Origin of the sequence: Streptomyces sp. NPDC005438 (assembly GCF_040606315.1) — a bacterium.
In the GTDB taxonomy this organism is placed as follows: Bacteria; Actinomycetota; Actinomycetes; order Streptomycetales; family Streptomycetaceae; genus Streptomyces.
Genome location: NZ_JBEXEP010000009.1, coordinates 1 through 23088, shown reverse-complemented (window position 1 = coordinate 23088; position 23088 = coordinate 1). Strand labels below are relative to the sequence as shown.

Below are 23088 nucleotides of genomic sequence, written 5' to 3'. Positions count from 1 at the left end.
CCAACTCGTCCGGGAGAAGGGCCCGCTCGTCCAAGGGAGATGACAGACGTGACGTATCCGAGCGAAGTCCTGGAGGAAGTGGCGGCGGCACTGGACCTCGACCCCGAGGAGCTGGACCCGGACGCGGACCTGATCTCCCTGGGCCTGGACTCGTTGCGACTGATGCGCCTGCTCCAACGCTGGCGGAAGAGGGGCTTCGACCGGACCTTCGCCGACCTGGCCGCCGCCCCCCGGCTCAGCCGCTGGCTGGACTGGTGGCACGACCTCGACCCCGCCGCCCCACCCCCCGCACCGGAGGGCACAGCGGCTCCCGCCACCGGCGACCCGGGGGAACCGTTCGACCTGACGGCCGTCCAACGCGCCTACTGGCAGGGGCGGGCCGACGAACAGGTGCTGGGCGGCGTGGGCTGCCACGTCTACTTCGAGTTCGACCAGGACGCGGCACGGGCCGTCGCGGCGGACCCCCTGGAGGCCACGGTCCGGGACCTGGTGCGCCGGCACGAGATGCTGCGGGCCCGGGTGGACGAGGACGGCCGTCAGCGCGTCCTCCCGGTCAGCCCCTGGCCGGGACCGACCGTGACCGACCTGCGCCACACCACCGACGTGGACGGGGAGTTGGCCCGCGTCCGCCGGGAACGCTCACACCGCCGGCTGGACGTGGCCCGGGGCGAGGTCTTCGACGTGGCCCTCACCCTGCTGCCGGACGGCGGCACCCGGGTCCACCTCCAACTGGACCTCATCGTCGGTGACGTGATGAGCCTGGAGATCCTGTTCCGCGAACTCGCCGCCGGGCTCGCCGGACAGCGGCCCGGCCCCGCGCCGGGCGTCCGGTTCGCCGAGTACCTCGCGATACGCCCGGCCCGCCGGGCTGAGGAACACCGCCGCTGGTGGCACGACCGTCTGGCGGACCTGCCGCTGGGCCCCGCCCTGCCGCTGGCCGCCGACCCCTCCACCCTCACCCGGCCACGGTTCCACCGCCGAAGTCACCTGGTGCCCCACGCCCGTTGGGCACGGTTCTCCGAGGTGTGCCGGTCGTACGGGTGCACCCCCTCGGTGGCGCTCGCGACCGCGTACGCGGAGGTGCTGGCGAACTGGAGCGACGGCGGACACTTCCTGCTCAACCTGCCGGTCTTCGACCGCCAGGACGTGCACCCCGACATCGACCGGGTCATCGCCGACTTCACCAGCCTGGTCCTGGTGCCGGTGGACTGTACGCGGCCGGCGCCGTTCGCCGAACGGACCGAGGCGGTCGCCCAGTCCGTACGCGAGGCGCTGGCCCACGCCGACCACTCGGGAGTCGACGTCGCCCGGGACCTCTCCCGCCGCCACCAACTCGCCACCCCCGCCGCCCCGGTGGTGTTCACCAGCACCCTCGGCACCCGACTGTTCGACGCCGAGGTCACCGACCACCTGGGCAGCCCGGTCTACGCCGTCTCCCAGACCCCGCAGGTCCACCTCGACCACCAGGTCTACGAGACCCCCGAGGGCGTGCTGCTGGTCTGGGACGCGGTGGACGACCTCTTCCCGGCCGGGACGCTGGACGCCATGTTCGCCACCTACCAGCAGTTCGTGGAGTCGCTGGCCCTCACCACGACCTGGGAACACCAGGCACGGTTCCCACTGCCGGCCGAACAGCGGGCGGTACGCGACAAGGTGAACAGCACCCAGGCCCCCTACCCGCCCCGGACCCTGGGCGCCGACCTGGCCGAACGCGCCCTCGAACGCCCCGGGGCACCAGCCGTCATCGACGGTGAACGGACCCTCAGCTACCGGGAGTTGTGGTCGATGTCCCTACGCGTCGGGGGCTGGCTGACCGCCCACGGCGTCACGCCGGGCTCCCGGGTCACCGTACGGCTGCCCCGGTCCGCCGAGGCCGTCGCGGCGGTCCTCGGGGTGCACGCCGCCGGAGCCGCGTACGTACCCGTCGGGGTGGACCAGCCCCCGGCCCGAAGGGAACGCATCCGGGAACGCTGCGCGCCCGTTCGGGAGATCGACGAGGAGTGCCTGGCCGAAGCCCTGGCCCACCCCCACCCCCTGTCGGGGCCGGTGGAAACCGACCCGCACGGCGCGGCGTACGTCTTCTTCACCTCGGGTTCCACCGGTGCGCCCAAGGGCGTCGAGGTGAGCCACGCGGCGGCGCGCAACACCGTCCGATGTCTCGTCGACCGCGCTGGCGTCGGCCCCGAGGACCGGGTGCTCGCGGTGAGCGCCATGGCCTTCGACCTCTCGGTCTTCGACGTGTTCGGCGTACTGGGAGCCGGCGGCACCCTAGTCGTGGTCCCCCCGGAGTCCTGGCGGGACGCCCGCGTCTGGTGCGACCTCGTACGACGCCACCGGGTGACCCTGTGGAACAGCGTGCCCGCGCTGCTGGAGATGCTCCTCACCGCCGCCGAGGGGCCGGCCCACGGCGACGCGCTGCGGTCACTGCGGCTGGCCCTGGTGTCCGGTGACTGGGTGGGGCTGAACCTCTCCGCCCGCCTGCACGCGAGGGCCGGCGCCCGGCTCACCGCGTTGGGCGGGGCGACCGAGGCCGCCATCTGGTCGAACGCCATGGACGTGCCGGTCACCGTGCCCCCGGACTGGGTGTCCGTGCCGTACGGGTACCCGTTGCGGGCCCAGCGCTTCCGGGTGGTCGACCCCCTCGGACGCGACCGCCCCGACTGGGCCGTGGGCGAACTGTGGATCGGCGGCGCGGGCGTCGCCCTCGGCTATGCCGGGGACCCGACGCTGACCGCCGAACGGTTCGTCGAGGCGGACGGTGAACGGTGGTACCGCACCGGCGACATGGGCCGCTACCGCCCCGACGGGGCGCTGGAGTTCCTCGGGCGCCGGGACCAGCAGGTCAAGGTGCGAGGACACCGGATCGAACTCGGGGAGATCGACAGCGCCCTGGAGAGCGACCCCGAGGTGGCCCACGCGGTCAGCCTGGTCGAGACCGGCCCGGACGGTCACCGCCGGCTGCTGAGCGTCGTGGTGGGGCGGGACGGACAGCGGCCGGACGGGCGGCGCCTCCGCCGCGTCGTACGCGCTCTCCTCCCTCCGTCGATGGTCCCCGAACTGGTGGTGGTCGCCGACTCCCTGCCCCTCAGCTCCAACGGCAAGGTCGATCGGCCGGCACTGTCCGCGCGTCTGGGAGCGCTCACCGAGGACGAGGAGCACGCGGACACCGAACCGCCGCGTCCGGGCGCCGAGGAACGGGTGGCCGGGATCTGGGCCGAGGTGCTGGGAGCCCAGGTCACCGACCGGCAGGCCGACTTCTTCGCCCTGGGCGGCGACTCCCTCACCGCCACCCGGGTCCTCGCCAGGTTGGGCGAGGCCGGCTACACGGACGTCGGCGTCGCCGCGCTGTTCCGCCACCCCCGGCTGCGACGGTTCGCCGCCGAACTGGGTGATCCGCAGACCACCACGTCCACCAGCCCGACCGCACTGGTACCGGACCCGGCGGGACGGCACGAACCGTTCGCCCTGACGCCGGTCCAGCGCGCGTACTGGCTCGGCCGGGACGCCCGACTGGAACTGGGCGGATGCGGGACGACGTACTACCTGGAGTTCGACACCGGGCGAGTGGACGAGGCCCGCCTGCGGGACGCCTGGCGGCAGGTCGTGGAACGCCACGACATGTTGCGCGCGGTGGTGTCCTCCGAGGGTCAGCAGCGGGTGCTGCCCGACCCCGGGCCGGCCACGGTCGACGTACGCCAGGCGGCCGACCGGGACTCCGCACGGCGCTGGCTGTCGGAGGAGGTGGCCCGCCGGGAGTTCGACCTCGCCGACTGGCCCGCCCACCACCTCGCGGTCGCCCACTACGCGGACCGCTCCAGGATCGGCCTCGCCGTGGACTACACCCTGCTCGACGGGCTGAGCATCCTGCTGTTGCTGGAGGAGTTGGCGGCCGGCTACCAGGGCCGGACCACCACCGAGGTCGCCCCCACCTTCCGGGACTACGTCCACCAGTCGCCCCCTCCCGGTGAGCGGGCGCGACAGTACTGGCTGGACCGCCTGGACTCGCTGCCACAGGCCCCGGCGCTGCCCCTGGCCCAGGCGCCGGCCCAGGTCACCCGCCCCCGCTTCACCCGCCGGGCGTGGACCCTCCCCACCCCCGAGTGGGACCAGCTGTGCGCACGGGCCCGCGAGGTCGGCGTCACCCCCTCCACCGCGCTGCTCACCGCCTATGTACGGACCCTCGCCGACTGGTCGGACCAGCGCGAACTGACCGTGAACCTCACCCTGTTCGACCGCCGGGAGGTCCACCCCGACGTGGACCGGATCCTCGGGGACTTCACCACCCTGCTGTTGCTGGGCTGCCACCTGGCGCCCGGGGACAACCAGGCCAGCCTGAGCCGTCGGGTCCAGCAACGGTTGGGGGCGGACCTGGAGCACCGGGAGTTCTCCGCCGTCGACGTCCAGCGGGAGCGGGCGCGGCGCGGCACCTCCCTGGTGGTGCCCGTGGTGTTCACCAGCGTCCTGTCCGTCGGCGGCCGGTCGATGGCCAACTCGACCGGTTTCCTGGGCGATCCGGTCGACGGGCTGACCAGCACCCCCCAGGTCTGGCTGGACCACCAGGTGTTCGAGACCGGGGCGGGGGTGACGCTGGTCTGGGACAGCCTGGACGCGCTCTTCCCCGAGGGCGACCTCGACCGACGGTTCGCCGCGTACCAGGAACTGGTACGCGAGCTGACGACGGCCTCCGGGTGGCACCGTGAGTTCGGGCTGCCCACCGGCCGGACGGCTCCACCGGCCGAGGTCGGGCCGGCTCCTTCCCCGGCCGAGGTCGGCGAGGCGGCCGGCCGGCCCCCCGAGGAACCGGACGAGGCCACCGCGCTGGTGGAACGGCGACTGGCCGCGTTGTGGCGGGAGTTGCTGAACGTCGACCGGGTGCGGCCCGGGGACGACTTCCTGTCGCTGGGCGGGGACTCGCTGCGAGGGATGCGCCTGCTGACGGGGATCGAGCGCGCCTTCGGGGTGAGCGTGCCGTTCGAGCGGGTGCTGGTGAGCGGCCTGCGGGAGCTGGCCACGCTCGTCGCCGACAGCCGCCGGACCGTGGGCCCGACGGTGGACGAGGGGGAACTCTGAGATGGGCACGGACACCCTGAGGCACCCCTGCCTCCGTACCTTCGAGGACACCGGCGACGCCCGGGTCAGGCTGTTCTGCCTCCCCCATGCCGGGGGCAGCGCCTCGGCCTACCGGGAGTGGCAGCGGGCGTTGGGCACCTCGGTCGAGGTCGTGGCGGTGCAGTACCCGGGGCGGGGCAGCCGTATCGGCGAGCCCTCGCTGACCCGGATGCCGGACCTGGTCGCCGACCTCCTCGAAGGGGTCGGCCCCTGGACGAAACGGCCCTGGGCCCTGTTCGGCCACAGCATGGGCGCGGCCGTCGCCCACGAACTCGCGCACGCCGTGGCCCGCGCCGGCTACCCCGACCCGCTGCGGCTGTTCGTGTCGGCCCGGGAGGCACCGCAGCTGTCCCGCCCGGGCACCGTCCACCAGCGGGACGACGACGGACTGGTCGCCGAACTCTCCCGGTTGGCCGGCACCGCCACGGAACTGCTGGCCGACCCGCAGGCGCGGAGACTCTTCCTGCCCCCGGTACGGGCCGACTACCAGCTGATCGAGACCTACCGGCCCACGATGGAGCCCCTACGCTGCCCGGTCACCGCGCTGGCGGCCGACTCCGACCCGGAGGCCACCCGGGAGGAGGTGGCCGCCTGGCGGGCCGTCAGCCCCGAGGGCTTCGAGCTGAGCGAGTGGAGCGGCCACCACTTCTACCTGGACGACCACCTGCCCGAGGTCGCCCGGCTGATCACCGACCGTCTCGACGCCGACCTGGGGTAACGGCTCCCTGTCCGGCCCACGTGCCGTCCGTCACCGGACCAGCACGTGGGCCCGGGGGCGCTACGGCTCCCCGATCCGTGGCCGTACGGGGGGGAACTCCCGGTCCCAGCCAGGGAGTTGCCGCCCCCTCGCCCAGCTCTCCGTCGTTCTCGACAGCGGCGGTGGTCCACCGGCGGGACCGTCCTGGCGAGGGTGCCCGGTCCGCTGGAGTCGATGTCGACGGCGGTCACCATGGCGCTGGTCGCCGCGCTGACCGGCCCGGACCCGCTCGACGCGCCGTTCGTGGGCGGCGTACGCGTCCCCGGCGACCCGTCCCTCCGCGTCACCGACACTTCCACCCCGGGCCAGCACCGGCGAGACGTCGACCACCGGCTTCCGACCCACGCTACGAGCCGCCGTCGACCTGAGCGCCCACCCGCGCTACCGCGCGGAAGACCCCGACCTGGCCCGCCCCGCAGCGTGCTCGGTGCCGCGCCCCAGGTCGCTCCCCTACCTCCTCGTCGTCGGGGCACTCCGGCTCACCCTCCGGCTGATCCGACAACGCGGAGGGCGACCGCCGTCGACCGCGCGGGCTGGGCGGGGCTGGTGGCTGCTGGCCGGCCGGCGGCGCCCGCACCGCGATCGTCGTCACCACGCCGGGGTCCCCCCTCGGCCATCACCCGTACGACGGCGGGGCGAGCCGTCCACCCTCCCGTTCCGCCCGCCGAACTCCCTCTGGACACCGGGGAGTTCCATCAGTCGAAGAGGATCAGCGGACGCAACAGACCGGACCGCCACAGGACCAACAGCGTGCCGAGGGTCCACAGCCAGACGGCCGCGAGGACCACCCCGTCGCGTACCCGCAGTGGTGTCAGGGTGCGTTCGGTACGGGTCGGATGGGCGCCGAAGCCCCGGGCGTCCATCGACAGTCCGACCCGCTCCGCGTGCCGCACCCCTCCGGCGAGCAACGGGACCAGAGCGGCCGACAGTTGGCGGAGCCGCCCGAAGGCGCCCTCCGGTACGGGGATGCCCCGGGCCCGGCGGGCGGTCTGGATCAGGGTGAGTTCGCGCCGGTAGCGGGGGACGAACCGGAACGAGGCCAGGGCCGCGTAGCCGAACCGGTACGGGACACGGGCGTTCTGCACGAGCGCCCGTACCAGGTCCCCTGGATCGGTGGTGAGCCCGCCCAGGGTGGTGAGGGTGAACAGGGCGGCGATCTTGGTGGAGACGGTCACCGCGACGAGGACGTTCTCCTCGAAGACCCGGAGCGGACCGAGGGTGAACACCGGGGTGTCGGCGGCCGGCACGGCACCCAACGGGGCCACGCAGAAGAACAGGAAGAGCGCGGGCAGCATCACCGCCAGACCAGCCGCGACCTTCCCCAACCGCCCCAGGGGAACCCGGGAGAGGAACAGCAGGGCCAGGGCACTCAGCGCCAGGCAGCACAACGGGAACGAGGGGTCCCGGGAGACGACCAGCAGGGCCATCGCCGGAAGGAAGGCCGCGATCTTGGTCAGCGGGTTGAGGCTCTCCAACAGGGCCCGCCTCATGGCAGTTGCTCCCACCGCAGCAGGTCCGACCAGTGCGGGTGGCGGTCGGCGACGCTCCGTCCCAGGGCGGCGAGGGGCGGTGCCACGAGCCCCGCCTCGGACAGCGTCGCCGCCCTGGTCAGGACCTCGGCCGGGGGCCCCACGGCGGCGACCTCCCCCGCCCGGAGAACGACGACGGTGTCGGCGTGGTCGGCCACCAGTTGCAGATCGTGGGTCACCATCACCAGCGTGGTTCCGTCCCGTTGAAGCCCGGTGAGCATGTTCATCAGCTCCGTGGCGCCGGCCTGGTCCTGCCCGAAGGTGGGTTCGTCGAGCACCACCGCCTTCGGTTCGGCCGCCAGGGTCGCGGCCACCGAGAGCCGACGCTTCTGCCCGTGGGAGAGCACGAAGGGGCTGCGCTCGGCGTGCTCCTCCAGGTGGAACCGCTCCAGAGCCTCGGTGACCCGGGCCGCTCGGTCCTCCTCGGGTACGCCGGCGATCCGCAGGCCGATCTCCAGGTCCTCGGCGACCGTCTCCCCGACGAACTGGTGCTCGGGGTTCTGGAAGACGAACCCGATCTCGTGCGCCAGCCGGCGGGCCGGGGTGCGGGCGGGGTCCAGCCCCGCGATGTCGACCATCCCGGGCGAGGCGGTGAGAAGGCCGCCGACGCACTGCGCCAACGTGGTCTTCCCCGCCCCGTTCACGCCGACGACGGCGACGAACTCCCCGCCCGCGATCCGCAGGGAGACGTCGCGGAGCACCTCCCGTCCACCACGGCGCAGCCGCAGGCCCTCCACCCGGACCAGCGGTTCTCCGGCCGGCCGCCGGGGAGCCGGCGCGGCCAGCTCGGGCAGGCGAGGGTGGGCCCGCAGCCGGTCGACCAGTTCCCCTCCCCGTACGGGCGGCGGTTCGAGAGGGGTGCCGACGGCGCGCAGACGCCGGGCCACCCGGACCGTGGCGGGGGTCCACACCCCGAGGGCGTCCAGGAGTTGCTCGTGCTCGGAGAACACCCGCACCGGCGTTCCGTCGGCGACCACCCGGCCCTCGCGGTCGAGGACGACGACGCGGGTGACCAGTTCCATCGCCTCGTCCAGGTCGTGTTCGATCAGGACGATCGCGCGGTCTCCCTCGGCCACCACCTCGCCCAGAGTCCGGTAGAGGTCCCGGGTTCCCGAGGGGTCGAGGTTGGTGGTGGGTTCGTCGAGGACGAGCAGGCCCGGTTCCATGGCCAGGGCGCAGGCCAGGGCGAGTCGTTGGCGCCCGCCCCCGGAGAGGTCCGCCGGATCGTCGCCGGCACGGTCGGCCAGGCCGACGCGCTCCAGGGCCGCGCGGGCGGCCGACTCCACCCGCTCCCTGGGCCAGCACAGGTTCTCGCAGCCGAAGCACACCTCGTCGAAGACGGTGGTCATCACGACCTGGGCGTCCGGGTCCTGGAACACCATCCCGACCTGGGTGGACAGTTCGCCCGTACCCAGAGCGGTGGTGTTCGCCCCACCCACCCGTACGGTGCCGCCCAACCGTGCCTCCACGCTGTGCGGGATGAGGCCGTTGAGGGTGAGCGCGAAAGTCGACTTGCCGCAGCCGGAGGGGCCGAGCAGAAGCACCACCTCGCCACGGGTGACGGTGAGGTCCACCCCGGACGGTGCGTCACGGGTCGCGTCCACGTGCCGGACCCGTACGCCCTCGGCGGCGACCAGGGGGATCTCGTGGTCTGGCGCAGGCGGCGCCGCCGTGGGGTCCCGCCGGCTGTCGACCGCCTCAGCCACGGTGCTCGACCGGGCGCAGGTTCGGTCCGACTCCCGCCCTGGCCAAGCGGTCGGACAGCAGCTTCGCCAACAACGTCGCGACCGCACCGCTCAGGGGCTGCACCGCGAGGGCCAGGACGACGACCGGTACGGCGAAGTCGCCGAGCTGGTAGGCGGGGACGCTGGTGACCGCCGCCAGGGCGCAGGCGATCGCGCCGGCCACCACGAAGAAGGACGTTCCCCACAACCGGTAGCGGGTCACCAGGAAGACCAGTTCCAGGGGCAGCGCCCATATCAGCGCGGTCAGGATCATCTGCCAGCCGAAGGGGGTGACCGGGACCTGGACGAGACCGGCGACCAGTCCGGTGAGGATGCCCGTACCGGGGCGCCGTAGCACGGCCAGGCCGAGCGCCGGGGCGAAACAGTAGGCGCCGACGATCGCCAAGGCGGCGATCGGACCGGCCGCGTTCAACGCGATGTTCGCGTAGACCAGCGGCGTGACCGCGATGCCACATCCCACGCCGAGCGCGGAACTGACCATCAGGACTCTGGTTGATCGTGGAGCGGCCAAGTCGGTCGCCTTTCTGGTTCTGGAGCTGGTTCTGGCTCTGGTTCTGGAGCTGCTTCCGGGGGTGCGGAAGGGAGCAGGGGCGCGGAGAGGCGTGGCCCGCCGACCGGCGGGGGCGCTGGGGTGAGGCGAGGTCACCTCAGGCGCGGCGCGGTGACCTCAGCGAGCCCGGTGTCCGCATCCCGCCGGTCGACCTCGCGTGGGGTCCCCTTCGACGGTGGCGGGGTGCCGGCGAGGTTCACTCCGGGTACGGCGAGGGTGGCCGGACCCGTGGGCGCGTGGACCCGGTCGCGGTCCTCATGGCGGCGGACGGACCAGCGCGCGGTGCCTCTCCCCCGCCCTCCTCAGGCACCTGGCGCACGCCCCCACCCCCTTGTTGAAAACAGTTGTCATTATTACTTGCGCCCTCGCGCCTCGGCAACCGCCCCCGCCCCACCCGGGGGCGCGGCACCAGGCCGCACCCCAACCACCGGAGCCCCACCGGGAGTTGACGCCAGGCCCCGTACGACGACGACGCCCCCACCCGGGTGGGGGCGGCAGCCGGGGACCGACCGAAGCGCCCGCTACCTCGGCCCACCGGTACGCGCACCCCCGGGCGGCAACGACACCAGGGGCGACCCCAGACGCCCCGTAACGACGCCACCCACCGCCCGACCTCGGCGGAACCGGACTCGACACGGCAGACGGGCGCACCACCACCCCCACCGCCACCCGAGTCGGGGTGGTGGCCGAGCCGACCGAGGTACCGGCTACCTCCGCGCCCCCACCGAGGCGGAGGCGCCTGAACCGTTCCGGTAGAGCTGGGCGGCGAGGGCGATCGCGGCGTGCACGGCGGGATGGGGGTCGTGCGCACGCCAGATCAGGTGGATGGGCACGGGGTCGGCGTCACGCAGCGGGCGGTAGACGATGCCGTCCCGCCGGTACTGGGCGGCCGTGGCCTGCGGGGTGAGCCCGACACAACGGCCGGTGGCGATGGCCGCCAACCAGTCGTCGATGTCCCCGGTGTACTCCACCTCCGGCCGGTGGTCGGAGGGCCACAGGTCGAGGGTGGTGGTGCCGGTACGGCGGTCGAGGGCCAGGGTGCGGCCGGGGATCTCCGCGAGGCGGACACCACGGCGCCGGGCCCAGGGGTCGTCGGAGGCCAGGGCGACGTAGCGGACCTCGTGACCGATCAGGGCATGGGCCCAGGGCGTCAGGTCCACCGGTGCGCGGATGACGGCGAGGTCGCACAGCCCCTCCGCCAACCCCCCGGTCGGAGAGTTGCGGCGGATCAGGCGCAGCTCGGTGTCCGGGTGCTCCTCCCGCCAGCGGCGCTGGAACTCGGTGGTGTGCCGGCCGAAGGCCGACCAGGCGTGACCGATGTGCAGCCGGGTGTGGCCGGTGGCGGCCTCGTGGACGAGTTCGTCCACGCCGGCGAGGAGCACCCGGGCACGGGCGAGCGCCTGCGTACCGGCCGGGGTCGGCAGCACGCTGCGGCTCGTACGGTGCAGCAGTCGCACCCCGAGCAGCTTCTCCAGGGCGGCCAGGGTGCGGGAGACGGCGGCCTGGGAAGTGCCCAACTCCCGGGCGGCGTCGGTGAAACTGCCGGTGTCGACGATGGCGACCAGGTAGCGCAGGTGCTTCAGTTCCAGCGCCCTCGCCGCTCTCTCCTCCCGCCGCGCGTCCATACACCCATCGTATGGGTGGCCGTCTGGATGCATTTTGCGTATGGCTCCGCCGACCTCAGGGTGGCGGTCATGCGGACCGATTCCTCCCCGGTCGCCACCCCGGCGGCACCCGCCTCCGACCCCACCGACGACCGTCCGAGCGGCGGACGGCTGGGCGGGTTGGCGATGATGCTGGGCAGCGGCCTGTCCAACCAGACCGGCGCGGCCCTCGCCGCGCTGGCCTTCCCGGTGATCGGCCCACTGGGAGTCGTGGCCGTACGGCAGTGGGTGGCCGCCGTGGTCCTCTGCGCCGTGGGCAGGCCTCGGCCGGGCCGGTTCAGCGCGGCGCAGTGGCGTCCGGTGCTGGGCCTCGCCCTGGTCTTCGCCGGAATGAACCTGTCCCTGTACACGGCGATCGAACGGATCGGGCTGGGCCTGGCCGTCACCCTGGAGTTCCTCGGCCCGCTGACCGTGGCCCTCGCCGGCTCCCGTCGACGTACCGACCTGCTCGCGGCCGTGGCGGCGATGGGCGCGGTCGCCGTGCTCACCCGCCCCACGCCCTCCACCGACTACGTCGGCATCGGGCTGGCGGTGCTGGCCGCCGCCTGCTGGGGCTGCTACATCCTGCTCAACCGGGCCGTCGGCTCACGCGTACCCGGCCTACGGGGATCCGCCGCCGCGGCGGCCGTCTCCGGCGCCCTCTACCTGCCGGTCGGCGTCTGGGTGCTGTGGCACCACCGTCCCACCCCGACGACCCTGGCCTGCGCGCTGGCCGCCGGTGTCCTCTCCTCGGCGGTGCCGTTCCTGGCCGACCTGTTGGCCCTGCGCCGGGTGCCCGCCCACTTCTTCGGGGTGTTCATGAGCGTCAACCCGGTCTTCGCCGCCCTGGTCGGCCTCCTGGTACTGGGGCAGCGCCTCGACGGCCCCGCCTGGTGCGCCATCCTCGTCATCGTCGCGGCGAACACCCTGGTCGCCTCCACCGCGCACCACCCTCCCCGCCGAAGCGGCACCGGGTGAGGCCCGTCTGCCACGCCCGCCCCCGGACGGTGAGGCTCGCACAGGCTCCGCCCACACTCCCGGGTACGTCCCGGTACTCCCACCCCGAAGCCAGGAGGGGCACCCACCAGGGCCGGGGCGCCCCGGCCCCGTAGCCGGCGCCTACCCCAAGGATCACCCGGCCGGTCCGCCAGCCGGCGTGGCCCGTCCACCTCCGGCCCGAGCCCCACGGAGGGCCGCGAGCGCCGGGGGCCAGCGGGTCGGAGCAGCGGCACCACGAGAACCGGTGGCGCACCCCGGGGGGGGCGCTGCCGGAGGCACCAGCGCCAGCGAGGGCCACAGCCTGGGCGGGGAGCGGGGTCCCGGTACCCGTACGCGGGAGCCTCCCGGTGGCCCGAACGGCGCGCCCTACGGCAGCAGACGGTGACGGGCCGCCGTGGCCACCGCTCCGGCGCGGGTGTGGACGCCCAACTTGGCGTAGACGCGGCCGAGATGGGTCTTCACCGTGCCCTCGCTCAGGAACAGCGCACGGGCGATCTCCCGGTTGCCGAGGCCCTCGGCGAGGTGGGCGAGAATCTCGCGTTCGCGGCTGGTGAGGGAGGGGCCGGGGGCCCGCAGTCGGGAGACGACCCGGTCGGCGACCGAGCCGGACAGCACGCCACGGCCCGCCGCGGCGTCCCGTACCGCCGCGAAGAGGCACTCCGGCGGCTCCGCCTTCAGCAGGTACCCGGTGGCACCCGCGGCGACGGCGCGCTGGATGTCGGCGTCGGTGTCGAACATGGTGAGCACCAGGACCCGTGGAGGTACGGCGCCCTCCGGCCCCCCGTCCAGCCCCCCGTCCGGCGAGGTCAGCCGGCGGGTGGCGGTCACGCCGTCGATGCCGGCGCCCAGTTGCAGGTCCATCAGCACCACGTCCGGCCGCAGCGCGGCGACCATGTCGAGGGCCTCCTCACCACTGCCGGCCTCCCCGACGACCTCAAGGCCCTCGGTACTGGAGAGCAGGGCACGCAGCCCGGCGCGGACGACGGCGTGGTCGTCGCAGAGCAGTACCCGGACGGTGGGGCTGTCGGGGGCACCGGTGTCGGCCGGGGTCACCGCGCCTCCTCTCCCGGGCCGGCGGCGGTGGCCCCCTCGGCGGCGCCCGCCGCGGCCGGTACCGAGACCGACACCACCGTGCCCTCGCCCGGTGTGGAGTCCACGGTCAGCGTGCCGCCGACCTGTCGGGCCCGCGTCCGCATCCCGGGCAGCCCGTACCCCCGGCCACCCCGACGGCCGCGCCGCCCCGGTCGGTCCCGGCCGGCTGGTGACGACCGGGCCGGGTCGAAGCCTCGGCCGTCGTCGGCGATGTCCACGGTGGTCCGATCCTCCAGACAGGTCAGGGTGACCACGGCCCGGGTCGCCCCGGCGTGCTCCCGCGTGTTGGCCAGGGCCTGCTGGGTCACCCGTAGCAGCGCGGCCTCGACCGGCTCCGACAACCTCCCGGCGACGCCCGGCTCCACGTCCAGGCGGAACTCGACGGCCGGCCCGGGCGGGCCCTCCCGCGCGGCGAGGGTACGCAGCGCCTGGACGAGGGAGTCCTCGGCCAGGTCGAGCGGGGTCAGGTCGCGGACGAAGCGGCGGACCTCGGCCAGCCCACGGTCCGCCGTCGCGGCGGCGTCCCGTACGTGGGCGTGGGCGGTGTCGGGGTCGGAGTGCCAGTGCCGTTCGGCGGCCTGGAGCAGCATCCGCTGGCTGGACAGGCTCTGCGCGAGGCTGTCGTGGATCTCCGCCGACAGCCGTTGCCGCTCGGCCAGGATGCCGGCGTGCCGTTCGGTGGCGGCCAACTCCCCACGGGTGCGCACCAGGTCGTCGATCAGGACGCGTTGACGGCCGGTGAGCCGCCGGCTGTGGACGAGTACGGCCGTGGCCACCGTACCGAGGGTCACCGGGGCGATCACCAGGTTGGGGTTGAAGCCCCCGGTGGACACCCGTACCTCGGAGAGGACCACGAGCACCACGAGTCCGGCCGCCAGGGAGACCGCCATCCGTACGGGCAGCCGGTGCAGTCCGGTGAAGAGCACCGGCATGGTGCACCAGGTGGCGCTCGGTTCGAGGGCGAGGAGCAGCAGCCAGAGCCCCAGCACCACCGCGAGCCAGCACAGGTGGCGGCCGGTGGGGCGCTCGCCGAGTCGGGGCGCGGGGGCGGTCAGCCGGCCGGCCAGGTAGACGGCGCCGAAGAGCAGGAACAGGGCGAGCACCCAGCCGGTACGGACCCCGTCGGCCGAACCGTGCGTCAGGAAACGGGCCACGGCACCGCCGAGGAGCAGGACGAAGGCGACGTCCAGGGCGGCGGACAGCCAACGCGCGTCGGGGTCGGGCTCCGTGTCCTTCGGTACCACCAGGTCCCCATCGACTCGTTGAGGCTTCACTCCGGCCCCGGGCACTCCCCCGTACCGGGCACCGCGACTCCACGTATACAAGGGCACGCCCCGGCCCACATCATCCGATCGGCCGACATCGGCATGGCCCGACCGCACCGGTCGGGGCGGCCGGCCGTCGGAGGTGCGCGAGCGCCCCCGGCGTGAGACTTCTGGAAACACGGCCCCTCAACGAAAACGAGCAGCCATGTCCCAGAAGCTCAAGGCCAACCGTGCCTCCCTCAGCCACCGCCTGACCTACGCGCTGCGCCACCCCGGCCGGGTACCGCGACACCTGCGCCGTACCGTGCGGGACACCTGGCTGCGGCACCGTTCACCGGACCACGTCGCCTACTACCGGGCGGTGATGCGCTCGGACACCCGCCGCGACCCGGACCGGGCCGTGGGGGGCCGCAGCCGGGAGCGCTGGCTGGCCCTCGGGGCGATGCAGTTCGACTACCTGGTGGAGCACGGGCTGCGCCCGGAGCACCGCCTCCTGGAGATCGGCTGCGGCAACCTGCGGGCCGGGTGGCGGTTCATCGAGTACCTGGAACCCGGGCACTACTACGGGGTCGACATCTCCCCCGACATCCTGTTCGCCGCGCAGGACACCCTCCGGGAGCGGGGCCTCCAGGAACGGTTGCCGACGTTGACCCCGGTACGGGACCTGAGGCTGCGGTTCCTGCCGGACGGGGCGTTCGACGTGGTGCACGCGCACAGCGTGTTCTCCCACTCGCCGCTGCCGGTGATCGAGGAGTGCCTCGCCCACGTCGGCCGCGTCCTGGCGCCCGGCGGCTGGTTCGACTTCACCTTCGACCGTACGGAGGGCGAGGAACACCACGTACTCCACGAGGACTTCTACTACCGCACCGAGACCCTCACCGCCCTCGCGGCCCGCCACGGTCTCGCCGCCCGCTTCATGGACGACTGGGAGGCCCTCCCCCACGGGCAGTCCAAGATCCGCGTCACCCACGAGCCGGCTTCGGCACCACGGCACCTGGACGCACGGAACTCCGCCAACCGCTGACGGGCACCACACCTCGACTCGTCCCTGCGGGACGTGGGACACCACCCCGACCCGTCGCCCGTACCGGGGCGCGCGCATCGGGGTGGGAGGCGAAGCACGGCGAGGCCTCCCGCCCCAGGGACGCCCTCAGGCGTGAGCCGCGTTCTTCCCTGGGTGCTCCTCCTCCGTCGGGGCGGGACGCCGGCCGGTCTCCTCGCTCCCGCGTCCGCTGACCAGGAGGAGCGCCACGGCGATCGACTGGACGCCGATCAGCATGGCCTGGGCCACTGGGTCGGTGAGGCCCAGCGAGACCAGGGACAGGTTGACCGCGAAGTGCGTCCCGATGGCCGCCACGATGCCGGCGCGGTCGTAGGCGCAGGCGACCAGCATGGCCATCGGGATGTTGCTGACGGCGAAGAGGACGCCGCTCCCGGAGGTCAGGCCCAGCTCGTGTTGTGGGGTCCCCTCGATGAGGAACAGCGGCAGGTGCCACAGCGCCCAGAGGACGTCCAGCAGCAGACCGACCTGGAAGCGGCCCCTCGTCGCGCGCAGCCTTGGATAAGCGGTACCGCGCCAACCGGCCTCCTCGGAGATGGGACCGGAAACGAGCATCCCGACGAGGAACCCGGCCGGGCCACCCATCCTCTCCGCCATGTCCCCCGCGGAGTCCAGGGACAGCGCGGGGCCGCCCGCCGCGTACCCGAACAGCGCGGCCACCACCACGGTCGCCGAGCCGAGCGCCATCAGTGCCGGCGCCCAGACCAGATGTTCGCGGCGGAAGGCGACCACCTGCGCGGGCACCGGCTCGCGGCGCCGCTGGCGGAGAACGCGGACCACCAACGCCCCCGCCAGTGGGCCGAAGGCGCCGAGCGTGTAGGGGAGGTTGGCGGGGGGCGCTGTGGACTCCCCGCCGACGGCTATGGCCACGCTCCAGGCCAGCCAGCTCGTGACGAACGCGATGGCCAGGAAGAGGGCCAGGTCGTTGCGGTAGCGGCCAGGGGTGGGAGCGGTTCCGGTGCCCGGCGACGCGGGCACCGGCTGTGGCTGTGGGGGCGAAGTGGGCATACCCAGGTTCCTTCTGTGGGAGGTCGGCGGGTGTCCGGCGTAGTGGTGTTCGCGGCCGGGGTCAGGCGGACGGCTTCCGTCCCTCGGCGGCGGTCTCGTCGATCCGGGCTCCCAGCCGGTCGCCGGTCCAGGTGGCGACCAGGTCGAGGAGCGCGGGGTCGACGGGTTCGCGCAGCAGTCGGCGGTAGGAGCGGAGCGTGTGCCTCGCGGGGTCCCGGCGCAGCAGGTGGGTCAGGTCCGGGACCCGGTGGACCTCCGCGCCACCAGCCGGCAACAGGCCCTCGATCACGGCCAGGTCGGCCGCCGGCACCTGGATGTCCTTGTCGCCGGTGACGGCCAGGACGGGTGCCCTCACGGCGGTGAGGTCGTGGCGGCTGTCGTGGTCGAGCATCTCCCGCATCCACCGGGCGTTGACCGGCATCCCGTACATCCGCGCGGTGCGCTTACGGGTCTGCCTGATCCGGGTGAGCGCCCGGTTTCCCAGCGCCGCCAGCGGGCGCCGCAGCAGGCGTAGCGGTGCGGGCATCCCCCGGAGGACCGAGGCCGCCTGCCAGCGCAGGGCGGCTTCGCCACGGCGGGCGAAGCCGGCCAGCAGCACCACCGCCCGGACCTCGTACCGGGCGGCGAGGGCCATGGCATGCAGGGCGCCCTCACTGTGTCCGACGACCGCGAGGGAGTCGGTACGTACGCACGGGTGCGCGGCGAGGACCGCGAGGGCGCGACCGGCGTCCCGGCGGTTGTCGGTGAAGCCGGCCGTCCGCCAGTCACCGGGGCTGTCTCCCGTTCCGCGTCGGTCGTAGCGCAGGGTGGCGACCCCGGCCGCCGCCAGCGCCTCGGACAGCGGCCGCCCGAGGTTCAGGGGGAGCTTGTCGGTGTTCCCGTCCCGGTCCAGGGGGCCGGAGCCGTACAGGAGCAGGGCGGCCGGGTACGGGCCCGGCCCGGTGGGCAACGTCAGGGTTCCCACCAGGGAAGGGCCGTCGTCCGTGGTGACGGTGAGGGCGGTTTCACGTGGGGCGGTGTGCACGCAGGACTCCGTGAGGTCATTGTTCTCAATATCGAGAACGTTATCAGGCGTGAGATCATGGGCGCCATGGCCCAAGCGAACCTCCTGCTCCACCCCGTGCGGATGCGCATCCTCCAGACGCTCCTCGGAGCCGACGAGCTGACCACCGCCCAACTCCGGGACCGGATGCCGGACATCCCGGCCGCCTCCATGTACCGGCACGTCGCCACACTCACCCGCGCCGGCGTCATCGAAGTCGTACGGGAGCGACCGGTACGCGGAACCGTCGAGCGCAGTTACCGCGTACGCCAGGACGAGGCCCTCGTCGACGAGGACGCCCGTCTCACCATGACCAAGGAGGACCACCGGCAGGCGTTCACGGTCTTCACCGGAGCGCTGATGGCCGACTTCGAGCGCTACCTCTCCCGAGAGGACACCGAGCCCGCACGCGAGAACGTGCTCTACCGGCAGGGCACCGTTCACCTGACGGACGACGAGTACGCGCGGCTCGTCGAGGAACTCGAAGAAGTCGTCGCGCGCCGAGCCCGCGCCAGCTCCGGGAAAGGGCAGACCCGCCACATCGTCAGCCTGGTGGTCGTACCCGACAAGTCCGCCGACCCCGACGCCGAGAGCACGGACTCCTGAGGCGAGGGCACCAGTCGGTGCCAGCCCTCGCCGCCGTCGGACCAGGAGCGCACCCGGAAGCGGGACGCCCAGCAGGCGTGATGAGCCGATCCCCTTCCCGGCCGAGGAGTTCGCCCCAGGTGGGCGCCCCGTACGCGAGGAGCAGGCAACTGCCGCCACCCTGGAGGAACAGGCCGAGCTACGGTCGGAGGGTGACTCTCCGGCGGACGCCGAGGTGCTGCGCGAGGCGATCTCCCCCGCCGCGTACCCCCACCTCCCGGCGGCCCTCCCCACCCTCACCGAACCGGACTACGCGCCCCACTTCGAGTTCGGCCTCGCCCTCCTCGTGGCCGGCCTCCAGGCATCACGCCCACGACAACGGTGATGAACGGGTCCCAGCAACCGCCACGGGAGAGGTCGGGTGAGCGGGGGCCGAAGGCACTCCCTCGGCCCACCACCAAGCCCGATGTACGCGGGACGAGTTCAGGCCAGGCCGGCACGTGGACGCCCGCCCCACGCACGTCCTTCGCGCTGCGGCGGTGAAGCCACCCACACCGCGCCGGGAGGCACAAGCGCCACAGCAGAAACCATTGGCAGGCCCGGTTCCTCTGGCAGGGCCAGCCACACGGGGGGGGCATAGCGCTAGATCACCATCCGCTGTCGTGCCATGGGCTGCCGGGCTACAGCAGGGGCCGGCGACCCGTAAGGGTCTCCCACTCGTTGCGCTGCGTTTCCCTGGCGGCTCGCGCCCGTGGGATTGCGGGATTCACCGCCTCCTCGGCTTCTACCTGCTTCAGTTCCGTGAGGGCGATGTCGATGTCTTCCCTGTCCTCGCGTACTTCTTCGAGTCGGAGCTCGGCATCCGCGATCTCCCGTTGCCTCTGCTCCCGAGCCTTCTGGGCCCGCGTGATCGCGTGTTGGATGTCCACTACAAGACCGCGCACGAAGCGCTCGGGGTACTCGGTGTGGTGATAGGTCACCTGCACACGTCGCTCGGTTTCCGCTCTCAGCACCAGGTGCGTCTCGCGTGGAGAGTCCACCGCTTCACATTCGACGGTCAGGTCGGCCAGCCACATGTACGTGCCCTGTCCGCTGGCCGGCGCACGGTGCCCGGTCTCCTCGTCGAGCGGGCCGTCCTCTTCGTACACGCACAGGGCGTGCTCATGCAGTGCGACCCTGCCCAGCGCGGTGACATGGTCACCAGGCTCCCTCTCCCTGAGGCTCCGAACGAGTTCCTCATGACTCCTGATCAGGGCCCGATGAGCGCGCTTCGCCCGCTCGACCTTCGCCACGGCCTCCGCGCGGTGTCGGCTACTGGACCTCTCTGCCCGTCGCAGTTCCAGACGGCGGCGTGCCAGCGCTCGCCGCTGCGCGGCGTACTCCTCGCCGAACATCTCGTTCCAGTTGCCCGGGTAGAGCACCCACTGCCTGACGGCGATGACGGTCAGGAAAACGACACCCAGCGACAGCGCCTGCACCCACCCCATCCGACTCCCACCCTGTTCCGTCTGTCCAAAGCAGAGGGCACGGTGCCCATGTGGCCAACTACACCACCAACGGCCGGAGTTCGGCACGGAATCAGGCCCACATCGACTCGGCACGCGATGACGCTGGCTGACCAACTCGAGCGGCAGACCAATGGTGGCTCCAGCTCACGTGCCGTACGGCACACCTCAGACCAGGCTCGCCGTGGACTCGGTGTCAGCACCGTCATCAGGTCTCTCGGTACTAACCGAGGCCGTCGTTCCCTCCCCCGCTTCACGGACAGCGCAGCTCAGGAACCCTTGCTCGCCGGCTCCAGGATCGCCACGCACTCCAGGTGGTGCGTCATCGGGAACAGGTCGAAGGCGCGGAGGAAGCGGGGGCGGTAGCCGGCGTCGGCGAAGTAGGCGAGGTCGCGGGCGAGGGCGGCGGGGTCGCAGGCGACGTAGGCCAGGCGGCGGGGGCCCAACTTGGCGAGGTGCTGGACGAGTTGGCGGCCGGCACCGGTACGAGGGGGGTCGAGGACGACCAGGTCGGCGTGGTCGATGCCGGTCTGGGGCAGCAGCCGTTCCACCTTGCCGCGCTCCACCCGGGCCCGGGGGAAGTCGGCGAGGTTGCGGCGGGCGTCCTCCACGGCGCGCTTGCCGGACTCGATGCCGAGTACGGCGCCCTGCTCCCCCACCCGGTCGGCCAGGGCGCCGGCGAAGAGGCCGACCCCGCAGTACAGGTCGAGCGCCATCTCACCCTTACGAGGGGTGAGCCCTCGCATCACGGCGTCCACCAGCAGTTCGGCGGCCTGGGGGTGCACCTGCCAGAAACCGCCCTCGCCGACCCGCCAGGTGCGGCCGTCGGCTCGTTCCCGTACCAGGTCACGGCCGTGTACCCGGTGGACCTGACGGTCCCGTTCACCGATCCTCAGCACCGACACCGGCCGGTCCAGCTCGACCAGGGGCAGTCGGGCGCCGGGGCGCGGGGTGAGCACCACCTGGCGGTCCGTGGAACCGCTGGCCGCGATGGCCTCCACCGAGGCGATGCCCGGCCACTCCCGACGCTCCACCCCGAGTTCGCTCACGCCGGGGGCGGCGATCAGGCAGCGGTCGACGTGCTGCACCTCGTGCGAGCGGTGCTTGCGCAGCCCGACCCGTCCCTGTTCGTCGACGGCGTAGTGCACCCGGGTGCGCCAGGCGGGGACCTCGCCGGCGGGCAGCTTGTCGCCGGGTGCCGGCTCCACGGTGCCGTCCCAACCGACCTCCTCCGGCGTGTACTTGGCCAGCCGCAGCAGTTGTTCGGCCAGTACGTCGGCCTTCAGCCGCCGCTGGGCGCCGGGCTTGGCGTGCTGCCAGTCGCAGCCTCCGCACAGGCCCGGGCCGGCGAAGGGGCAGGGGGCCTCGACCCGGTCCCGGGAGGGCTCCAGCACCCGTACCGCGTCCGCCCTCAGGAAGCGGGCGCCCTCGTGGCCGTCGGTCACCCGGACCACCACCCGCTCCCCGGGCAGCGTGTGCCGGACGAACAGCACCTGGCCGCTCTCGGTGCGGGCGACACAGTGGCCGCCGTGGGCGACCGGGCCCACCTCCACCTCGTACTCCTCACCCACGAGGGACGGGGCGGCCTCGGGCGTGGTCTGGGGCATACGGAACGACTCCAGCTGGGGGTGTGGGTGGCCGGACGGCTTCGCTCACGTCCGGCGGAAGGGCCCAGTGTACGTCGGCTCGGGTCACCCCCTTCCCGCACCGGGCTTGGTCAACGAAAGACAGGGGAGCATCGTGGGGGTGAGGCCATGCCATCCTTGTACGGCCCCGGTGGAGAACGAGAGGGACGGCGTGCACGTAGTGATCATGGGGTGCGGGCGGGTAGGCGCCGAACTCGCACAAGCCCTGGAGCAGCAAGGCCACACGGTCGCGGTGGTCGACCGCGATCCCACCGCCTTCCGGCGGCTGGGGTCGAGCTTCGGCGGTCGCCGGGTGACCGGTATCGGCTTCGACCAGGACACCCTGCGTGAGGCCGGTATCGAGGAGGCGGGCGCCTTCGCGGCCGTGAGCAGCGGCGACAACTCCAACATCATCTCGGCCCGGGTGGCCCGCGAGATGTTCGGTGTGGACAACGTCGCCGCCCGGATCTACGACCCCAGGCGGGCCGAGGTCTACCAGCGGCTCGGCATCCCCACGGTGGCCACCGTGCGCTGGACCGCCGACCAGATGCTGCGGCGGCTGCTGCCCTCCGGCGCCGAACCGCTGTGGCGGGACCCCAGTGGCGGGGTGCAGCTGGCCGAGGTGCACATCTCCACCGCCTGGGTGGGGTTCCGGGTCAGCCGGCTCCAGGAGGAGACCGGCGTACGGGTGGCCTTCCTGACACGGCTGGGCGAGGCGATGCTGCCGCAGTCACAGACCGTGCTGCAGGAGGGGGACCTGGTGCACGTGATGATGCGCTGCGACCAGGTCGGTGACGTGGAGGCGGCGTTCGCCAAGGGCCCGGAGGAGGCACGGCAGCGATGAGGGTGGCGATTGCGGGTGCCGGCGCGGTGGGTCGTTCCATCGCCGGCGAACTGCTGGAGAACGGGCACGAGGTGCTGCTGATCGAGAAGTCGCCGGCGGCGATCTCGGTGGAGCGGGTACCCCAGGCCGAATGGTTGCTGGCGGACGCCTGTGAGATCACCTCGCTCGACGAGGCGGCCATGGAGCGGTGCCACGTGGTGATCGCGGCCACCGGGGACGACAAGGTGAACCTGGTGGTGTCCCTGCTCGCCAAGACCGAGTACGGGGTGCCCCGGGTGGTGGCCCGGGTCAACAACCCCAAGAACGAGTGGCTGTTCAACGAGTCCTGGGGAGTGGACGTGGCCGTCTCCACACCCCGGCTGATGTCCGCCCTGGTGGAGGAGGCGGTGAGCGTCGGCGACCTGGTGCGGCTGCTGCGCTTCAGCCAGGGTGACGCCAACCTGGTCGAACTGACGCTGCCCCCCGAGTCGGCCCTGGCCGGTACGAGGGTGGACGCGGTCTCCTGGCCCCCGGACACCACGCTGGTGACCATCATCCGGGGCAGCAGGGTGCTCACCCCGGGCGGCGAACTCACCCTGGAGCCGGGCGACGAGCTGCTGTTCGTGGCGGCGACCGCCCGCGAGGAGGAGTTGGAGCGGCTGCTGTCGGTACGCCACGACGCCTCGGCGTAGGCGGCGTCGGCTCGCCCCGTAGGCGAACCAGAGGGGGCGGTGACGGGTCGACCCGTCAC

General features: G+C 73.1%; 18 protein-coding genes. 8 read left to right on the top strand and 10 right to left on the bottom strand.

Annotated features, from left to right (window positions below; all coding sequences use genetic code 11):
- Positions 1-39 precede the first annotated feature (39 nt).
- Together ABZT14_RS19365 and ABZT14_RS19360 are read left to right on the top strand one after the other, a co-directional pair.
- Positions 40-5070 carry an amino acid adenylation domain-containing protein gene (locus tag ABZT14_RS19365; protein ID WP_356304162.1) on the top strand — a complete coding sequence of 1677 codons (5031 nt, stop codon included), beginning with the start codon at positions 40-42 and terminating at the stop codon, positions 5068-5070.
- A gap of 1 nt (position 5071) precedes the next feature.
- Positions 5072-5827 carry an alpha/beta fold hydrolase gene (locus ABZT14_RS19360; RefSeq protein WP_356304159.1) on the top strand — a complete coding sequence of 252 codons (756 nt, stop codon included), beginning with the start codon at positions 5072-5074 and terminating at the stop codon, positions 5825-5827.
- A 734-nt stretch (positions 5828-6561) separates the two neighbouring features.
- On the opposite strand, the gene ABZT14_RS19355 is transcribed toward ABZT14_RS19360, so the two are convergent.
- The 4 genes from ABZT14_RS19355 to ABZT14_RS19340 all read right to left on the bottom strand — a co-directional run bounded on the left by ABZT14_RS19355 (position 6562) and on the right by ABZT14_RS19340 (position 11315).
- Positions 6562-7356, bottom strand: a complete 795-nt coding sequence (locus ABZT14_RS19355; RefSeq protein WP_356304156.1) for an energy-coupling factor transporter transmembrane component T — start codon at positions 7354-7356, stop codon at positions 6562-6564.
- On the bottom strand, positions 7353-9101 hold the full coding sequence (locus ABZT14_RS19350) for an energy-coupling factor transporter ATPase (RefSeq protein WP_356304154.1): 1749 nt from the start codon (positions 9099-9101) through the stop codon (positions 7353-7355). Before ABZT14_RS19350 ends, ABZT14_RS19355 begins: the two co-directional genes overlap by 4 nt.
- Entirely contained in the window at positions 9094-9621 is a 528-nt protein-coding gene (locus tag ABZT14_RS19345) for an ECF transporter S component (RefSeq protein WP_356304151.1), read from the bottom strand. The genes ABZT14_RS19350 and ABZT14_RS19345 overlap by 8 nt, the downstream gene beginning before the upstream one ends.
- Before the next feature lie 776 nt (positions 9622-10397).
- Positions 10398-11315 (bottom strand): LysR family transcriptional regulator, encoded by a 918-nt coding sequence (locus tag ABZT14_RS19340; protein ID WP_356304148.1) that lies wholly within the window; start codon positions 11313-11315, stop codon positions 10398-10400.
- 69 nt (positions 11316-11384) lie between these two features.
- Between ABZT14_RS19340 and ABZT14_RS19335 the strand changes: the two genes are divergently transcribed.
- Entirely contained in the window at positions 11385-12311 is a 927-nt protein-coding gene (locus ABZT14_RS19335) for an EamA family transporter (protein ID WP_356304146.1), read from the top strand.
- Positions 12312-12698: 387 nt separating this feature from the next.
- Here the strand turns inward: ABZT14_RS19335 and ABZT14_RS19330 are convergent, their stop codons facing one another.
- A complete protein-coding gene (locus tag ABZT14_RS19330; protein WP_356304143.1) occupies positions 12699-13385 on the bottom strand; it encodes a response regulator transcription factor in 687 nt (228 codons plus the stop codon).
- On the bottom strand, positions 13382-14668 hold the full coding sequence (locus ABZT14_RS19325; RefSeq protein WP_356304140.1) for a sensor histidine kinase: 1287 nt from the start codon (positions 14666-14668) through the stop codon (positions 13382-13384). The genes ABZT14_RS19330 and ABZT14_RS19325 overlap by 4 nt, the downstream gene beginning before the upstream one ends.
- A gap of 226 nt (positions 14669-14894) precedes the next feature.
- Between ABZT14_RS19325 and ABZT14_RS19320 the strand changes: the two genes are divergently transcribed.
- A complete protein-coding gene (locus ABZT14_RS19320; RefSeq protein WP_356304137.1) occupies positions 14895-15713 on the top strand; it encodes a class I SAM-dependent methyltransferase in 819 nt (272 codons plus the stop codon).
- Between the two features lie 126 nt (positions 15714-15839).
- Here ABZT14_RS19320 and ABZT14_RS19315 read toward each other — a convergent pair whose 3' ends face one another.
- Positions 15840-16757: a type II CAAX endopeptidase family protein gene (locus ABZT14_RS19315; protein WP_356304135.1), complete on the bottom strand. Its 918-nt coding sequence runs from the start codon at positions 16755-16757 to the stop codon at positions 15840-15842.
- Positions 16758-16818: 61 nt separating this feature from the next.
- Complete coding sequence (locus ABZT14_RS19310; RefSeq protein ID WP_356304132.1) at positions 16819-17781, bottom strand: alpha/beta fold hydrolase; 963 nt, start codon at positions 17779-17781, stop codon at positions 16819-16821.
- Between the two features lie 66 nt (positions 17782-17847).
- Here ABZT14_RS19310 and ABZT14_RS19305 point away from each other — a divergent pair, with 66 nt between their 5' ends.
- Together ABZT14_RS19305 and ABZT14_RS19300 are read left to right on the top strand one after the other, a co-directional pair.
- On the top strand, positions 17848-18405 hold the full coding sequence (locus ABZT14_RS19305; RefSeq protein WP_356304129.1) for a helix-turn-helix domain-containing protein: 558 nt from the start codon (positions 17848-17850) through the stop codon (positions 18403-18405).
- Positions 18406-18493: 88 nt separating this feature from the next.
- Positions 18494-18769, top strand: a complete 276-nt coding sequence (locus tag ABZT14_RS19300) for a TetR/AcrR family transcriptional regulator C-terminal domain-containing protein (protein ID WP_356304721.1) — start codon at positions 18494-18496, stop codon at positions 18767-18769.
- A 295-nt stretch (positions 18770-19064) separates the two neighbouring features.
- Here the strand turns inward: ABZT14_RS19300 and ABZT14_RS19295 are convergent, their stop codons facing one another.
- Together ABZT14_RS19295 and ABZT14_RS19290 are read right to left on the bottom strand one after the other, a co-directional pair.
- Positions 19065-19871 (bottom strand): hypothetical protein, encoded by an 807-nt coding sequence (locus ABZT14_RS19295; protein WP_356304126.1) that lies wholly within the window; start codon positions 19869-19871, stop codon positions 19065-19067.
- Positions 19872-20158: 287 nt separating this feature from the next.
- The gene (locus tag ABZT14_RS19290) at positions 20159-21496 is read right to left on the bottom strand and encodes a TRAM domain-containing protein (RefSeq protein ID WP_356304123.1); all 1338 of its coding nucleotides are present in this window, start codon (positions 21494-21496) and stop codon (positions 20159-20161) included.
- Positions 21497-21686: 190 nt separating this feature from the next.
- Here ABZT14_RS19290 and ABZT14_RS19285 point away from each other — a divergent pair, with 190 nt between their 5' ends.
- Both ABZT14_RS19285 and ABZT14_RS19280 read left to right on the top strand, forming a co-directional pair.
- Positions 21687-22358 carry a TrkA family potassium uptake protein gene (locus ABZT14_RS19285; RefSeq protein ID WP_356304121.1) on the top strand — a complete coding sequence of 224 codons (672 nt, stop codon included), beginning with the start codon at positions 21687-21689 and terminating at the stop codon, positions 22356-22358.
- Complete coding sequence (locus ABZT14_RS19280; RefSeq protein WP_356304118.1) at positions 22355-23029, top strand: TrkA family potassium uptake protein; 675 nt, start codon at positions 22355-22357, stop codon at positions 23027-23029. The genes ABZT14_RS19285 and ABZT14_RS19280 overlap by 4 nt, the downstream gene beginning before the upstream one ends.
- Positions 23030-23088: the final 59 nt, after the last annotated feature.